This window comes from Mucilaginibacter conchicola (assembly GCF_003432115.1).
Lineage (GTDB): Bacteria > Bacteroidota > Bacteroidia > Sphingobacteriales > Sphingobacteriaceae > Mucilaginibacter > Mucilaginibacter conchicola.
The window spans coordinates 490,379-507,214 of sequence record NZ_QWDC01000001.1 but is presented as its reverse complement, the minus strand read 5'-3'; the positions used below and the strand labels follow the sequence as shown (position 1 = coordinate 507,214).

Below are 16,836 nucleotides of genomic sequence, written 5' to 3'. Positions count from 1 at the left end.
ATCAATATTCCCTCACCAGCAACCCATCCGCAAAATCGCGCAGGTATTGCTTGTTTTCTTCCGGTAAGTTTAGCTTATCTAAAGCAGCGAAGGCTTTATCTGCATACGCATGCATTTCGGTTTCTGCGTAGTGGCGAATATTAGCTTTGTTGTAGATCTTGGTTACAGCCGCAACTTTTTCTGTGGGGTCAAAGTCTTTATAGGTAACCCATTGATCAAGTTCCTGCGCATCTGCACCTTCAACCAGCTCAAGCGCTTTTATTAACAGGTAAGTTTTTTTGTTGGAGATGATATCTCCGCCAACCTGTTTGCCAAACTTCTCAGGGTCGCCGTAAACGTCAAGAATATCATCCTGCAGTTGGAAAGCTACACCAAGGTTAATACCGAACTCAGATAACAGATCGGCATCTTTCATATCCGCATTACCAATAAGCGCACCTATCTTTAAAGCACCGCCCAACACCACAGCCGTTTTAAGGCGTATCATGTTGATGTATTCTTCGATGCTGATATCGATATTGGTTTCAAAGGTCATATCCAGTTGCTGGCCTTCGCAAACACCAACAGCGGTATCGTTAAATATATCCAACACCGTACGCAGGATATCCTCGCGCACCTGCATCATTAATTTGTAGCCTTCTATCAGCATTACATCGCCTGATAGGATGGCTACATTACTGTTCCATTTCTCGTGCACGGTTGTTTTGCCGCGGCGCTTTGGTGCGTTGTCCATAATATCATCATGCATCAGCGTGAAGTTATGGAACACCTCAATGGCAAGGGCAGGGGGCATGGCCTCATTAACGTCGCCGCCAAAAAGGTCGCAGGCCATTAAAAGCAGGGCAGGGCGCATACGCTTGCCGCCAAGGGCAAGTATATACTGTATAGGCTCATATAACTCCGCCGGGTATTCGGGGAATTTAAGTTCGGCTACGGAATTGGCAATCAGCGATTGCAGTTCGTCGAGTGGTCTCATTAAAGCGTGATCGGGGGATGTGTCTTAACAGACAATCACTAAATCATTATAATTGTTAATCATTTATCAGGGTAAAGTCTATCTGCTTTTTGGTCAGATCTACATTTTTAACCCTTATTTTTACTTCGTCGCCAAGCTGGTAAATTTTCTTTTTACGCTGGCCGATGATGGCAAAGTTCTTTTCATCTAAGGTATAAAAATCGTCGGTTATATCGCGCAGGCGTATCATGCCCTCGCATTTATTCTCAATGATCTCTACGTACATACCCCACTCGGTAACGCCCGAAATAATGCCGACAAATGCATTGCCAACCTGGTCGCGCAGGTACTCGGCCTGTTTGTATTTAACCGATGCACGCTCCGCATCGGCAGCACGTTTCTCCATGGCCGAGCTATGTTTACAAAGCTCCTCATAATGGTCGGCATTGGCACTTTTGCCACCATTTAGGTAGTGGAAAAGCAATCTGTGCACCATCACATCCGGGTAACGGCGGATAGGAGAGGTAAAGTGCGTATAGTGCGAAAACGCCAAACCGTAATGGCTGCTTGTTTTGGTAGTATATATAGCCTTAGCCATTGAGCGAATGGCCAAATGGGTGAGCACGTTCTGCTCTTTTTTGCCCTCAACATCTTCCATTAAGTGGTTAAGTGAGCGGGCGATATCTTTATCAGATTTGGTATTGATCTTGTAACCAAACCTTGCCGCAAACTGCGCAAAACTGTTCAATGCATCGGGCTTAGGCGAATCGTGAGCACGATAAACAAAGGTGTATTTGTTTTTGCCTTTGCCCATTTTGCTTACGTGCTCAGCCACCTTGCGGTTAGCTAAAAGCATAAAGTCCTCAATAAGCTTGTGGGCATCCTTGCGCTCTTTTACATAAACGCCAATAGGTTTGCTGTTCTCATCCAGCTTAAACTTTACTTCGGTGGTTTCAAAGCTGATGGCACCGGCTTTAAACTTACGTTCGCGAAGTTTGTAGGCCAAGGCATTCAGTTTTAATATTTCTTCGGTGTGATCGCCTTGTTGCGTTTCAATTACATCCTGCACTTCTTCATAAGTAAAGCGCCTGTCTGAGTGGATAACTGTTTTGCCGAACCACTCGTTTTGGATATTGGCATCTTCATCCAGTTCAAAAACAGCGGCAAAGCATAGCTTATCCTCTTTAGGGCGAAGCGAACATAACCCGTTTGAAAGGCGCTCGGGCAGCATTGGTATCACACGGTCGACCAGGTAAACTGATGTAGCGCGTTCGTATGCTTCTTTATCTAATGCTGAATCGGGGATAATGTAATGGGCCACATCGGCAATATGCACACCAACTTCGTAATTGCCGTTATCCAGTTTTTTGAAGGATAGGGCATCATCAAAGTCCTTGGCATCAAATGGGTCGATTGTAAAGGTAAGCACATTCCTGAAGTCACGACGTTTGGCAACTTCTTCTTCTGATATCACATCCGGTATTTCCTCAGCTTCGCGTTCAACCTCGGCAGGGAAACTCAGCGGGAAACCGTACTCGGCCAAAATGGCGTTCATCTCGGTATCATTCTCGCCTTGCTGACCAAGCACATGCTTGATGCGACCCGCAGGGTTCTTAGCACCGGCCGGCCAATCTGTTATCTCAGCAACAGCTTTTATACCGTTTTTGGCGCCATTCAACTCGCTCAGCGGGATGAAAATATCGTGCATCATCTTGCGGTCGTCTGCCAGCAGGAATGCATAATGTTCCGACAAACGAACCACACCGGTAAATTCGGTTTTGTGGCGTTTAAGGATCTCAATGATCTCGCCCTCTTTGCGTTTGCCACGACTTTTAGCGTACACATAGACCTTTACCCAATCGCCGTTTAGGGCGTTGCGCAATTTGCGCGGGGCAATGTAGATATCGCTTTCAAACTCATCGTCGGTAACAATGAAGGCCGAACCATCATTAGTGAGATCAACCTTGCCTTCAACAAAGGTTTTCATTTCCAGTAGCTGGAATTTACCGGGAGAGATCTGTTTAAGTACACCTTTAAAGGTTTCCTCATCCAGAATATCGTTTATAACGGCACGGGCCTCTGGGTCGCGTACATTTAATTTGGCCGATACTTGTTTATAGTTGAGCGGCGTATTGCCGTTTTGCTCGAATATGTCCAGCACCATTTGCGTAAGCACCTGGTCGATGGATTTATTTTTATTTTTCTTTTTTGACATAGATAGAACTTGCGCTAAGATACGAATTGTGCTTGCTTTTGTATATTAACCCTAATTAATCAATTTACAACCGTAACCATAGTGTAAAATGTGGTTTGGTAACCGCTATAAACTTAAAGCAATTACAAATAGTTATAGTTTTACCACCATGAAAACTTTAGGGCTTATTGGGGGTACCAGTTGGGTATCAACCATTGATTATTATCGTTTTATTAACCAGGGCGTTAATGATAAACTGGGCGGTGTTAATGCAGCGCAATTGCTGCTGCACTCGTTCAATTATGCCGATATTGCCAAAAACCATGCGGCTAACGATTGGGCCAAAACCACCCAAATGGTGGTTGATGCAGGCATCGGTTTAAAAAGCAGCGGGGCAGAGGCCATTCTGCTTTGCGCCAATACGCTGCACCTTATTGCCGAAGAGGTAGAAGCAAAGATCGGTTTGCCGATTATCCACGTAGCTACTGCAACTGCTCAGGTTATCAAAAAAGAAGGCCTGAAAAAGGTGGCGCTCCTGGGTACAAAATTCACCATGGAGAATACTTTTTTTACAGATAAATTGACCGAAGCAGGCATTGAAAGCATCATCCCTAATGATACAGAACGAGCTTTTATCCACCAAACTTTGATGGATGAACTGGGCAAAGGCATATTGTTACCAGAAACCAAAGCCGAATATTTAAAGATCATTAACCGATTTGTACAAGAAGGTGCCGAGGGCGTTATTTTAGGATGTACCGAAATTCCTTTGCTGATAAAACCCGGCGATACCGATGTGATACTGTTTGATACCACACAGATCCATTCGGCGGCAGCTGTGGAATTTGCTTTAGGATAATAAAGAGCACTTGCTTATTCGATACTATGAGGCCTTGTTTTAAAAGCAAGGCCTTTTGTTTTTGGATAAGCTTAAGGAACATTTTTCTGTAAACTCTAAAAAATGTATACTTTTAAACTGCAATGGAAGCAAAAAATAATCCTAAAACCATACGCGCCTGGGCCATGTTTGATTGGGCCAATTCGGCGTACAATCTTGTTATCACATCAACCATTTTCCCTGCGTATTATGTGGCCATTACACAGAACGAGGCCATAGGCAATAAAGTAAATTTCTTCGGGATGAGCTTTGTGAATACGGCTTTAACGGATTATGCCCTGGCAACAGCCTACCTTATTATGGTTTTCCTGCTGCCCATTTTAGGTGCCGTGGCCGATTATCGCGGTAACAAAAAGATCTTTATGCAGTTCTTTACCCTTCTTGGTTCTTTGGCTTGCTGCGGATTATTCTTTTTTAAAGCTTCAACGTTAGAGTTAGGGGTTATCTGTTTTGCATTGGCGGCCATTGGTTACAGCGGTGGTTTTGTTTTTTACAATTCATACCTGCCCGAGATAGCCACATTGGATATGCAGGATAAAGTGAGCGCCAAGGGCTTTACTTTCGGTTACATTGGCAGCGTGTTGCTTCAACTGGTGTGTTTTGCTTTTGTATTAAAGCCGGAGATCTTTGGGATAACTGATAAATCACTACCTGCCCGTTTATCATTTTTATTAGTAGGTATCTGGTGGATTGGTTTTGCCATGATACCGTTCAGCGTGCTACCAAAGGGTAGCCCAAATGCGCAAACGCATCATAAAAATATTATAAAAGGCGGCTTTGAAGAACTGGCCAAGGTTTGGCTTAAAGTAAAATCAATGCCTTTGTTGAAACGCTTTTTACCATCTTTCTTTTTCTACTCGATGGGGGTGCAAACCATTATGTTGGTAGCTACCGGTTTTGCAGCTAAGGAGCTAAAAATGGAGACTTCTGCATTGATCTCTATCATTCTCATCATCCAGATAGTGGCCATTGTGGGCGCAACGTTAATGTCGCGCTTGTCTGATAAATATGGAAACGTACGTATTTTGATATTTGTGGTGTTTATATGGATAGGCGTTTGTATAGCAGCCTATTTTACTACTACATCAACCCAATTCTACATAGTTGCGGTGGTAGTAGGTTTAGTGATGGGCGGGATCCAATCGTTGTCAAGATCAACTTATTCAAAGTTTTTGCCGCAGAATATCAACGATACGGCTTCATTTTTTAGCTTTTATGACGTTACCGAGAAGCTGGCCATAGTAGGGGGATTGTTCAGTTTCGGGTTTATTGAAGAGATAACAGGCAGTATGCGAAATTCTACCCTGGTTTTGGGAACATTCTTCGTTGTAGGTTTGTTACTGTTGTTTTCATTGCTGAAGGCCGAAAATATTTCAAAGAAAAATACGGACTTTAGCGCCAGTTAATATCTGCCGATGACCATTGACCTGTTTATTCCCTGTTTTATTGACCAGCTATACCCCGAGACTGCTTTTAATACCGTAAAAGTATTAGAGAAAGCGGGCTGCGTGGTCAACTATAACCCCGAACAAACCTGCTGTGGGCAACCCGCCTTTAACGCTGGCTTTTGGGATGATGCCAAAACAGTGGGCAGTAAGTTCCTAAATGACTTTAAAGAGGAGAGTGTGATCGTATCGCCATCGGCTTCTTGTACAGGTATGGTGCGTAATTACTACAGCGATCTGTTTACCAATACCATGTCGCACAATAAATGCAGGAGTATCCAGGCTAATATTTACGAGCTGAGCGATTTTCTAGTAAATATTCTGCAGGTTGATTATTTTGGCGCAGAGCTGGAAGGTCGTGCAGTTTACCACGATAGCTGTGCCGGCCTGCGCGAGTGCCATATTAAAGCCGAACCCCGCCAGCTTTTAGAAAAAGTTCACGGCCTTGAACTGGTTGACTTGCCCGCGGGCGAGACCTGCTGCGGCTTTGGTGGCACGTTTGCGGTTAAATTTGATGCCATATCAACTGCCATGGCGCAACAAAAGGTTGATAATGCACTGTCTGTAGGAGCCGATTACATTATCTCAACCGATGCCTCATGCCTGCTGCACCTGCAGGGTTATATCGATAAGAACAACATCCCACTGAAGACTATGCACATTGCCGATGTACTGGCAAATGGTTGGGGGAACGTGTGACCGCTGATTTTGAGATTGTGGTGATTTATGTGATTTTACTTTTAAAACCACCATGTCATTTCGAATGAGCGACAGCGAAGAGAAATCCTGTTATTCCTGAAAAGTCCTGAACTTGTCTTTTCTAACAGGATTTATCTTCGATGAGCTCCACTTTGTTCCGGTTCTCCTCGTACCTCGTTCGAAATGACATAGTATTATTACCGTCATGCCGAATTTATTTCGGTATCCCACACGCTTGGCTCTTCTGGTGGATGATAAAGAATTTAAGCATGCCGACGAGATTTAAATCTTTTTTGAATTTAGCTGTCGAAGAACTACCTATGAGATTGCCACGTCGCTATCGCTCCTCGCAATGACACGGTGTTATAGGTATCGGGTAACTACAACTCGTAACTCACACCCTTCTCCGGGATATTCACTTTATATCCGTCGCTTTCCAATGTATCCGCCAAAGCCTGCATAGCACTGGTTTCGCCGTGTACAAGGTAAACGCCTTTCAGTTTTGATGCATCTTGCGATTTTACGTTGTTCACCAGATCTTCATGGTCGCCGTGGGCACTCAGAACGTCTGTTTGTTTGATGGTGGCGTAAACGGCCAGGTCGCGGTCTTTGATGTGTACGATAGGATCGCCACGAAGCAGGCGGTAACCTAATGTGCCTTTAGCACAGTAACCTATGAACAGGATGGTGCAGTAATAATTCTGGATGTTGTAGAACAGGTGATCCTGTATACGGCCACCCTCAAGCATACCTGCAGAAGAGATAATTATACAAGGTTCAAAGTAGTTGGATACCTGTCGGCTATCTTTTAAAGTCTCTACATAAGTGAGATTATCAAACTCAAACTCATCACCTTTGGTGTTGTAGAACTCATGTGCCTCAGGGTTTACCTGGCTATGGTGCTTGCGATAAAGCTCTGTAGCCCTGCTGGCCATTGGGCTATCCACAAAAATCTTCACCGGTGGCAACGCGCCGCTGCTAAAGATCTTGTTCAGCACAAACACCAGCGATTGCGTACGGCCAATACTGAACGCCGGGATGATGAGCCTGCCTTGTTCTTTTATACAAACCTTATCGATTATCTCTTCCAACGTTTCCTGCACGCTTTTGCCTTTGCTATGCATGCGGCCACCGTAAGTAGCTTCAGACACTAAATAGTCAACAGGTGGGAGTGGTTCAGGATCATTCAATACAGGGTAGCCTTTGCGGCCTATATCACCTGTAAAGGCAATGGTTTTCTCAACGCCCTCATCGTTTACTTTTAATACCACACCGGCGGCTCCCAATAAGTGGCCTGCAGGTACAAAAGTTACCTCTATATCGCCGGTTATCCTGAAAGGTCTGTTAAAGTTGATGGTGATGAAACGCTCAACAGTATCCATCACATGCTTTTGCAGGTACAAAGGCTGCGGGCCGCCACTGCTATGTTTATGCCTGCGGCGATGTTGTTTGCCCTTTTGCGCTTTTTGTAAAAAGATGTTTACCGAGTCCATTAGTAATAGCTCCGTAAGATCGGCAGTAGGTGGGGTGCACAGTATTTGGCCATTGAAGCCCATGCGCACAAGTGTAGGCAGGTTGCCCGAGTGATCGATATGTGCATGGGTGAGTATCACAACGTCGATCTCCTCGGGCCTGAAACCGAAATCTTCGTTGATCTGCATGTTGTGGTCTTTCTCGTAATCGAGGCCACAATCAATCAATATTTTATATTGGCCAACCTGCAGTAAATGCATACTGCCGGTTACCTGACGGGCCGCCCCGTGTATAGTTAGTTTCATTTGGTTTTAGTAGTTCATGGGTAATGGTTCATAGATCATAGCGCTTTAAACTATGAACACGAATCATCAGCGGTAAGCATTAAGTTTGCGGAACTCAAATAGTTTTTCACTATTAACTATGAACCATCAACTATGAGCTAAACGTTACGCATTCTCAAACTGTAGCTGGCTAAGGTACCTGTAAAGGCCCTGCTCGTTTGCTATCAGTTCCTGGTGATTGCCGCTTTCTACAATATTACCTTTTTCCAGCACAATAATTTTATCAGCTTCGCGAATTGTTGATAAACGGTGGGCGATGATGATAGAAGTACGGCCTTTCATCAGCACCTCGAGAGCTTCCTGCACCAGGCGCTCAGATTCAGAATCGAGAGAAGAGGTGGCTTCATCCAGTATAAGGATGGCCGGGTTTTTTAGCAGAGCGCGTGCAATGGCAATACGCTGGCGTTGCCCGCCCGAAAGTTTTACGCCACGCTCGCCTACAAGGGTCTCATATCCTTCAGGGAAACCGCTGATAAAGTTATCGGCATTAGCTTTCTTGGCTGCTGTGATAATTTCCTCGCGGGTGGCCCCCAGTTTACCATAAGCAATATTCTCGGCAATGGTACCGCCAAACAGCAATACATCCTGCGGAACAATAGCCACCTGGTTACGGATATCGGTCAATGCATAGTGATCTGCATCAACACCATCAAATTTGATAGAACCACTTTGCGGGTGGTAGAACTGCAGTATCAAAGCCGCCATGGTAGATTTACCTGAACCGCTTGGGCCAACAATAGCTACCTTCTGACCGGCATCTGCACTGAAAGAAACATTTTTTAATACCGTTATTTCTGAACGTGACGGATAAGCAAACTCCACATTGCTAAACTCGAGGTTACCGTTGATCTGTTTCTTGGTCACGTTATCCTCGGCGTTAATAGAAACATCTTCGCCTTGTTCATGCAGTATTTCTAAAACACGCTCACTTGCGCCTACCGCTTTTTGGATATTAGCATAAAGATCGGGCAAGCTACCCATTGCTGCGCTGATAAATGCCGCGTATACGATAAAGTTAGTTAGCTGGCCAAAGGTCATCCCTTTATCGTGGATAGAAACCAGGTAAGAGCCATACCAAATTTCACAGAATATAGTACCGAACAAACAGAAAACTATAAAAGCACCAAACATGCCCCTAAATTTCGCTCCCCGTACAGCTATGTTTACTACACGTTGCAAGGTTTTATCATAGCGGCCTGCTTCAAAAGCCTCGTTTACAAATGCTTTAACGTTGGCAATACCTTGTAGTGTTTCTTCTACTATAGTATTAGACTCGGCCAGTTGATCTTGTGCCTCGCGTGATAGCTTTCTGATAAATTTACCAAATACGATAGCGAAAACAATCAGTACGGGAAGTATGACTAATAAAGCAATAGTAAGTTTCCACGAGATGATAACTAATAACGTTATACCACCTATCAGGATGATCACCTGCCTAATTACTTCTGCTAAAGTTGTGGTAAGGGTTTCTTGTATCTGAGAAAGGTCTGCACTGATACGGCTATTGAGTTCACCAACCCTGCGGTTAGCAAAGAAGTTCATGGGTAGGGTAATTAACCTGAAATAAGTATCCCTGCGGATAGCTGCCAATGATTTCTCGGCAACTTGTACAAACCAGGTAATTCTGAAATAGGATACAAAGCCTTGAAAGAATAATACCACAATGGCAACCTCACCGATCTTTTTAAGATCTGCAGGAACAAAGCCATAACGTTTTACACCTTGCGAAGCATCTATCAAAGCACCAAAAAATCCGGGAAATGCTAAACCAACTAAGCTGGAGATAACAAGGAATACAAGTCCGCCTATAAATTTAAGCCTGTAAGGTTTTATATAACTTAATAGTTTACTTACGTTGCGCAGGCTTTGTTTATTTAACTTAGCTTTTGGTAATTCTGCTTCTGCCTTGCTGCCACTGTTCAGTCGTCCTCGTGCCATTGATGATTTTTATGTACAAAGTGGCGAAATTACGTGTTTCTTTTCCTTTTGACGATAAACAGTATTAAAATTGACGCAAAAGTGAGAACTACCAACACAATCATGATGCCTTGCTGCTTTTGTTTAGATGTTTCCAGCTGTTTTACCTGTACTTTAAGGCTGTCGTTCTGATTTCTTAAAGCGCTGATACTTCTTAGATATGCAATGCGGCTTTTCTCGGCATCTTTTAAACTGCTTTCAGTTTGCTTGCGCTGAAACTTGCTGTAGTTGAGTTGATTGGTGTTGTAATCAAAAAGTTTCTTCAATTCGATAAAGATCTCATCGTCAGTATCAGCAATATCCATCAGTATCTCGTTTGAGCGGCGGATGTCGCCTTTGGTTTGCATCCCGAAGATACCGCTGTGTTGAACAAGGCTGGTGTCGTACCGGCCAAACTTTGCACGGCGATCAGCAAGCATCTTGTTTATTTTATTGCGCTGTTGGATATAAACAACCGAATCGGGGTTGGTTTGGCCAAATACAGCAAGCCCAAACAGCAGCATAAAGCCGGTGAGTATCAAATTTTTCATACGGGTTGAATCCTGATTACTGGAAATCAATAATAACGCTATCGCCAAGGTTTAGGCCCAGTAAGCCGCTGGCGTTACCCTTGTTAATGGCAATCTCCAGGTGGTCGCTTATGCCAAAAAGGCAAAGCTTTTCGCCCTCAGGCACCTCATTGTAGTGCCAGCTAAGCTGGTTGATGGTTTCATTACGCTTAAAGTAAAGCACAAACCTGCGGCCCTGCTGCACACGGTTAAAAAACTCTTTGGTAATATTTGTTATAACGTTCTGGAACGCATCTACATATATCACCACGCCTTTTATCAGGTTTTTTTCGATAACGGGCTGCAGGTTCATTTTGTTCTCCACCTCGGGCACCGGTAAGCCAATCTCGGCAAGCGATCCGCCATCGGCCAGGTGGCATGCGGCCTTCACAAAAATATCAGCCAGGGGGAAGTGCAGAAACTTCAAATCCTGCATAATATTTATTTCCACAACCTCGGCTACCTGGTGGTCAAACATCAGCGAAAAGATGCCGTTATCGGCACCCACAAAGTAGTGGTTATTGTGCTTTACAGCCAGGTAGCGGGTGTACGTACTGTACACAGTATCAATGCCTATGAGGTGTACAGTGCCATCAGGAAAGTAGTGGTAACTGTTCTTTAAAATGAAGGCTGCCTGTTGCACATTAAAGGCCGGCACATTGTTAGTAATATCTACAATATTTACTGTTGGGAGCAACTTATAAATACTACCTTTAAGGGCAGCCTGATAAATATCTTTATCGCCCAGGTCAGTAGTTAATGTTATAATTGCCATTAATATTATAAATATTTATTGCTAATCTTGTAGAGTAATTAAAGGTGCAAATATTCAATTTTTAATTCATAAAAATTCGCAACTCAACAAAAAACACGAAGTATTGAACGAGCTAAAATTATCAATCGAGCAAATAGATCCGGCGGTATTGTGGGGGCCATCTAACGATCACTTCGAGATCATTAAAAAGCAATATCCTAAGCTTAAAATAGTTGCGCGCGGCAGTGAGGTTAAAGTACTGGGCGACGAGAACGAATTAAACACCTTCCAGGAAAAATTTAACGCGCTGGTGCAGCACGTAGAAAAATATGAAAGCCTTAATGTAATTGACGTGGAGCGCATACTTGGCGCCAAACCATCTGCCAATACTGCTAACGCTACCGAGGGTGGTGCCGATAAGTTTGCCAGCGGCGAGGTAATTGTATTTGGCCCTAACGGTATTATGGTAAAGGCCCGCACGCCCAACCAGCGCCGTATGGTAGATAGCCTTGGCAAAAGCGATATCCTGTTTGCCATTGGCCCTGCAGGTACAGGTAAAACCTACACCGCAGTAGCCCTGGCTGTACGTGCTTTAAAGAACAAGGAGATCAAACGCATTATCCTTACCCGCCCGGCGGTTGAGGCAGGCGAAAACCTTGGTTTTTTACCCGGCGATCTGAAGGAAAAAATTGACCCATATCTGCGCCCTTTATATGATGCGCTTGATGATATGATACCAGCAGAGAAGCTAAAGCTTTACCTGGAGAACCGTACTATTGAAATTGCACCCTTAGCATTTATGCGTGGCCGTACGTTGGATAATTGTTTTGTAATATTGGATGAGGCGCAAAACGCTACCGATATGCAGCTAAAGATGTTCCTTACACGTATGGGACCATCTGCCAAGTTCATTGTAACCGGCGACGTAACACAGATTGACTTACCAAAGAAACAGCAGTCGGGTTTATACACTGCGCTGCGTATTTTAACCGATATAAAAGGAATTGATATTGTTTACCTGAGCGGAGAGGACGTTGTACGCCACAAACTGGTGAAACGCATTTTGGAAGCTTACGGGGATATACAGTAATAGAACCAAGACTTTTAGAGTCAGGAATCAAGACAGGAGCTCATCTTGTTTCTTGATTCTTGTCTCTTGATTCTCAGAGACACATGAACGCAATAAAAGAAACTCACTTTAATTTTGAAGGGCAAACCAGTTTTTACAAGGGTAAGGTCCGTGATGTATATACGATAGGGGATAAATACCTGGCTATGGTGGTTACCGACCGCATTTCTGCGTTCGACGTTGTACTGCCCGAGCCTATCCCTTACAAAGGGCAAGTGCTTAACCAGATAGCTGCCAAGTTCCTTGAAGCTACATCAGATATAGTACCTAACTGGGTGGTTTCGGTGCCAGATCCTACAGTTACCATCGGCCGTATATGCGAGCCGTTTAAAGTAGAAATGGTTATCCGCGGGTACCTGGCCGGCCACGCAGCGCGCGAGTATGCTGCAGGCAGGAGAGAGGTTTGCGGTGTTAAGTTACCTGAAGGATTAAAAGAGAACGATATCCTTCCTGAGCCTATCATCACCCCGACAACAAAAGCTGCTGTTGGGCATGATGAAGACATATCACGCGAAGAAATTTTAAAAAGAGGTATTGTTTCTGAAGCTGATTACAATCAGCTTGAAGAATATACTCGCGCCTTGTTTAAAAGAGGTACAGAAATAGCTGCCGACCAGGGGCTTATACTGGTTGATACCAAGTACGAGTTTGGTAAGGTTGGTGATATCATTTACCTGATAGATGAGATCCACACGCCCGATTCATCGCGCTATTTTTATGCTGATGGATATGAGCAGCGCCAGGCAAACGGCGAAGCACAAAAACAACTCTCAAAAGAGTTTGTTAGAAAATGGCTTATCGAGAACGGCTTCCAGGGAAAAGACGGCCAGCAGGTGCCGGTAATGACCAAAGAGATTGTTGATTCGATATCTGAAAGATACATCGAACTGTACGAACAGATAACCGGCGAAAACTTTGTTAAGCCCGATGTGGCTAACGTTGTAGATAGGGTAGAGAGCGCAATTAATAGAGCATTGGCCTCTATGTAAATTTTTTATTAAGAGATAAATTTATTATATCTTAGCTTTATAATTAAATACAAATGAAATTTACGGTTGACAAGCACGAGAAATACGTATTGATTAAGCTTAACGAATCGAAACTGAACTCGTTGGTTACTCCGCAGTTAAAATCTGAATTGATATTAACTAACACCGAAGGACAGCGTAATATTATCCTTGATCTGTCGCAGGTTAAGTTTGCAGATTCATCGGGCTTAAGTAGTTTATTGGTGGGCCACAGGTTGTGCAAAAACTCAACCGGTTCATTTATCCTTTGCGGCCTTAATGATGCTGTATCGCGTTTAATTACCATTTCGCAGTTAGATAGCGTATTGTCTATCGTTCCAACTTGTGAAGAAGGTATCGATCTGATCTTTATGGAAGAGATTGAGCGCGAGCTAAAGAAAGAAGTTAAATAGTATAGCCTGTTCCCCCGGTATGAAATTCGAAGTAACAATACTGGGCAGCAGCTCTGCAACTCCCATTTTTAATAGGAATCCTACGGCGCAGGTAGTCAATGTAAACGATAAACTTTACCTGGTTGACTGCGCCGAAGGTACCCAGCAGCAGATGATGCGGTTTGATATTAAACCGGGCCGTATCGATCATATCTTCATTAGCCACCTGCATGGCGATCATTACCTTGGTCTTGTTGGTCTGCTATCATCAATGCACCTTAATGGGCGCAAGAAGATGCTTAAGCTTTTTTGCCCCGAGCCACTTAAGGAGATCATCGAAGTTCAGCTGAAATATTCTGAAACTTCGCTTAATTATGCCATCGATTACGTTTTTACCGATGCATCGCAACGGTCACTGATATTTGAGAACCAGGATGTATGTGTAGAAACAATACCGTTAGATCATCGCATCCCTACAACCGGCTTTCTCTTTAAACAAAAAAAACGCTTACGCAAATTGATAAAGGAGCGTATTGAAGAAATTGGCATACCTGTGCCGTATTATACCGCCATTAAAAGAGGATCGGACTACGAGGCACCGGATGGTACCATCTATAAAAACGAAGAGCTTACGATAGCACCTGCACCGCCAAAAAGCTACGCCTACGTATCTGATACCAAATACAACGAAAAGTATTTTAAACAGATAACTGGTGCTGCCCTGCTTTACCACGAGGCAACCTTTATGCATGATATGCTGGACAGGGCAAACCAAACCCACCATACCACCGCATTACAGGCAGGAGAGATAGCCAATATCACCAAAGCCGAAAAGTTGGTAATAGGCCATTTCTCAGCTCGCTATAAAACGCTTAACGAGCTTTTGGAAGAAACCCAAACCGTTTTCCCAAATACCGAACTGGCTGTAGAGGGCAGGGTGTTTGTTATTAGTGAATGATTTGTGTTAGAGAGATTAGAGGTTAGTTGATCAGAGATCAGGTTTAAAAAGTAAATAAAAGAAAAAGAGCTTAGCATTTTGTGCTAAGCTCTTTTTTTATGTTAAAGCCGAGAAACTAATCTCTAACCTTTAATCTCTGATCAACTAAATCAATCTCCCTTTTTGCCAAATACTGAGAAGTGTACGTAACGGCTTGGGTGAGCTTTAAGGTCAATAAATAAGTTATTTAAGTTTGCTGATGCTGCCGTTAGATTATCATACATCTTGGTATCGTTAAGCAGTAAACCTAATGAGCCATCTTTGCTGTTTACTTTGGCCATAGTCGCGCTCAGGTCGGCTGTGGCTTTGTTGGCATTATCAAGTGTACCTTTTATGTTTGAGTTAGCCAGGTCATTGCTGAAGCGCTCAAAGTTAGCCGATATGCCGTTAAGCTTAGCCGTACTTGTTTTTAAGTTGGCTGATACCGCTTCGGCATTGGTCATGATGCCGTTAATGTGGCTGCTTTGTGCGCCTACAATAGCATCTATCTTTTTGGTAGTACCTTCTAATGTTTGCAGCGAGTTAGCAATGCTGGCAAAACTACGATCAACATTAGCCTGGAAACGCGGGTTCATGATATGATTTATAGCAGCCAGGGCCGAATCAACCTTAGTTATCAATACCTCGGCTTTCTTTTGAATAGGTTGCAGGCTTTCTGCAAGGCTGCCTTGTATATCGGCACGCAGTGTGTCCTGATCCTCAGCATATTTAGTGCTGTTGCCCAGTTCAAATACAATGGCCTTACCGCCTAAAAGGTCGGTGCTTTGGAGTTTGGCCAGCGTATTTTCGGGCACGTTGTATTGCTTATCAACTTTAAACTCAACAATAGTTTGCCCGTTTTGCTGCAATTCCATTTTTGATACCCGGCCTATCTGGAAACCGTTTACCAAAATAGGCTTTGAAATAGTTAAACCCTCAACACTACGGTAAACCGCGTAAAATTTATTTGAGCCCGAGAACACATCGTTCCCTTTCAAAAAGCTGTATCCCAATATAAGGACAGTGATGGCTACAGCCGTAAGTGCGCCGATTTTAGTCTCGTTAGATATTTTCATGTGTGCGTGATAGATGTATAGTCAAATTTTTAATTTCCAGATCCTTCCATCTGGTTTTTATATTTAGTAATTGCGCGTACTATAGAGTTTACTATTTCAGTTTGCCCTTCATCAGAGTTCAAATACTCCTCATCGTCAGGGTTGTTGATATAGCCGGTCTCAACAAGTACCGATGGCATAGCGGCGTGGCAAAGTACATAAATGCTCTGGCCGCGCAAACCTTCGCTGCGCCTTCCGTCAACCTGAACAATCTCGTCGCTAATTAAGTTTGCGATATTTACACTTTGCTTGCGAAAGCGGCGCTTGTACTCGTTTGTTAAGATCATAACTACCGGGTCATCAGGGTCTAAGCCGCCGCCATCAAGGTCGCTCTCTGCTTCAACCTGGTTGTTTTTTATCTCATTCTCGGCCTCAGTTGATCGCTTTAAGGCATATACCAAAAATAAAGTTCCTTTGCCCGATCTGTCGGCAACCCTTACGCTACGGTATTTCGGCCGGCGTGCTGTGCCGCCCACGCGCTCTCTAATGATCTTATCAGGCAGCGAATTACAGTGGATAGATATAAAGAGGTTTCCTTTGTTTTCGTTGGCTATCTGGGCACGGCGTTCAAAAGAAACATCATCTTCGGTAGAGCGTGTTAAAACGGCTCTTACACCGTTTATATCTTTTTCAATCGCCTTTTGCAATTTTAGTGCGATAGACAGCGTTACATTTCTTTCGTTGGAAAACGAGCCATCAGCGCCCCGTGAGTAATGTCCTTTCGGAGCGTTTTCGGGCTTAACGCCGTGGCCGGCATCAACTATTACAGTGCGTAGCTTAAAGCCATTTGTAACAGTGTCGGTTAAGTGACTTTCTGCGGAAGCCACAGCATTAAATGAAAACATTGAAAAGCAAATTAGTAGCGCTGATGCACCATAAATCGCATTTTTCAACCTGCTCAATAGTTTATTTTTCATTATGTTTGGGGCT

Annotated in this window: 15 protein-coding genes; 7 read left to right on the top strand and 8 right to left on the bottom strand. The window is 43.8% G+C overall.

Features of this window, described 5'->3' with window-relative positions; translation table 11 throughout:
• Nucleotide 1 precedes the first annotated feature (1 nt).
• Both D0C36_RS02095 and rnr read right to left on the bottom strand, forming a co-directional pair.
• Nucleotides 2-976 carry a polyprenyl synthetase family protein gene (locus tag D0C36_RS02095; protein ID WP_117389932.1) on the bottom strand — a complete coding sequence of 325 codons (975 nt, stop codon included), beginning with the start codon at nt 974-976 and terminating at the stop codon, nt 2-4.
• Nucleotides 977-1,031: 55 nt separating this feature from the next.
• Nucleotides 1,032-3,170 (bottom strand): ribonuclease R, encoded by a 2,139-nt coding sequence (rnr, locus tag D0C36_RS02090; RefSeq protein ID WP_117389931.1) that lies wholly within the window; start codon nt 3,168-3,170, stop codon nt 1,032-1,034.
• A gap of 148 nt (nt 3,171-3,318) precedes the next feature.
• Here rnr and D0C36_RS02085 point away from each other — a divergent pair, with 148 nt between their 5' ends.
• The 3 genes from D0C36_RS02085 (at nt 3,319) to D0C36_RS02075 (ending at nt 6,191) form a co-directional block, all read left to right on the top strand.
• Entirely contained in the window at nt 3,319-4,008 is a 690-nt protein-coding gene (locus tag D0C36_RS02085) for an aspartate/glutamate racemase family protein (protein WP_117391330.1), read from the top strand.
• Nucleotides 4,009-4,130: 122 nt separating this feature from the next.
• Nucleotides 4,131-5,453, top strand: coding sequence for an MFS transporter (locus tag D0C36_RS02080; RefSeq protein ID WP_117389930.1), 1,323 nt, complete (start codon nt 4,131-4,133; stop codon nt 5,451-5,453).
• Nucleotides 5,454-5,462: 9 nt separating this feature from the next.
• A complete protein-coding gene (locus tag D0C36_RS02075; protein WP_117389929.1) occupies nt 5,463-6,191 on the top strand; it encodes a (Fe-S)-binding protein in 729 nt (242 codons plus the stop codon).
• A 380-nt stretch (nt 6,192-6,571) separates the two neighbouring features.
• Here the strand turns inward: D0C36_RS02075 and D0C36_RS02070 are convergent, their stop codons facing one another.
• The 4 genes from D0C36_RS02070 to D0C36_RS02055 form a co-directional block, all read right to left on the bottom strand.
• Nucleotides 6,572-7,969 carry an MBL fold metallo-hydrolase gene (locus D0C36_RS02070; RefSeq protein ID WP_117389928.1) on the bottom strand — a complete coding sequence of 466 codons (1,398 nt, stop codon included), beginning with the start codon at nt 7,967-7,969 and terminating at the stop codon, nt 6,572-6,574.
• 144 nt (nt 7,970-8,113) lie between these two features.
• The gene (locus D0C36_RS02065) at nt 8,114-9,946 is read right to left on the bottom strand and encodes an ABC transporter ATP-binding protein (protein WP_117389927.1); all 1,833 of its coding nucleotides are present in this window, start codon (nt 9,944-9,946) and stop codon (nt 8,114-8,116) included.
• A gap of 29 nt (nt 9,947-9,975) precedes the next feature.
• Entirely contained in the window at nt 9,976-10,515 is a 540-nt protein-coding gene (locus D0C36_RS02060) for a hypothetical protein (protein WP_117389926.1), read from the bottom strand.
• A gap of 16 nt (nt 10,516-10,531) precedes the next feature.
• A complete protein-coding gene (locus D0C36_RS02055) occupies nt 10,532-11,308 on the bottom strand; it encodes an SAM hydrolase/SAM-dependent halogenase family protein (protein ID WP_117389925.1) in 777 nt (258 codons plus the stop codon).
• 103 nt (nt 11,309-11,411) lie between these two features.
• On the opposite strand from D0C36_RS02055, the gene D0C36_RS02050 reads away from it, so the two are divergent.
• The 4 genes from D0C36_RS02050 (at nt 11,412) to D0C36_RS02035 (ending at nt 14,773) form a co-directional block, all read left to right on the top strand.
• Nucleotides 11,412-12,377 carry a PhoH family protein gene (locus tag D0C36_RS02050; protein WP_117389924.1) on the top strand — a complete coding sequence of 322 codons (966 nt, stop codon included), beginning with the start codon at nt 11,412-11,414 and terminating at the stop codon, nt 12,375-12,377.
• Nucleotides 12,378-12,460: 83 nt separating this feature from the next.
• The gene (locus D0C36_RS02045; RefSeq protein ID WP_117389923.1) at nt 12,461-13,405 is read left to right on the top strand and encodes a phosphoribosylaminoimidazolesuccinocarboxamide synthase; all 945 of its coding nucleotides are present in this window, start codon (nt 12,461-12,463) and stop codon (nt 13,403-13,405) included.
• A gap of 53 nt (nt 13,406-13,458) precedes the next feature.
• Nucleotides 13,459-13,836, top strand: coding sequence for an STAS domain-containing protein (locus D0C36_RS02040; RefSeq protein ID WP_117389922.1), 378 nt, complete (start codon nt 13,459-13,461; stop codon nt 13,834-13,836).
• Between the two features lie 19 nt (nt 13,837-13,855).
• Nucleotides 13,856-14,773, top strand: a complete 918-nt coding sequence (locus tag D0C36_RS02035) for a ribonuclease Z (RefSeq protein WP_117389921.1) — start codon at nt 13,856-13,858, stop codon at nt 14,771-14,773.
• A 149-nt stretch (nt 14,774-14,922) separates the two neighbouring features.
• Here D0C36_RS02035 and D0C36_RS02030 read toward each other — a convergent pair whose 3' ends face one another.
• Entirely contained in the window at nt 14,923-15,867 is a 945-nt protein-coding gene (locus tag D0C36_RS02030; protein ID WP_117389920.1) for an MlaD family protein, read from the bottom strand.
• 29 nt (nt 15,868-15,896) lie between these two features.
• Nucleotides 15,897-16,751: an N-acetylmuramoyl-L-alanine amidase family protein gene (locus tag D0C36_RS02025; protein ID WP_158557054.1), complete on the bottom strand. Its 855-nt coding sequence runs from the start codon at nt 16,749-16,751 to the stop codon at nt 15,897-15,899.
• Nucleotides 16,752-16,836 lie beyond the last annotated feature (85 nt).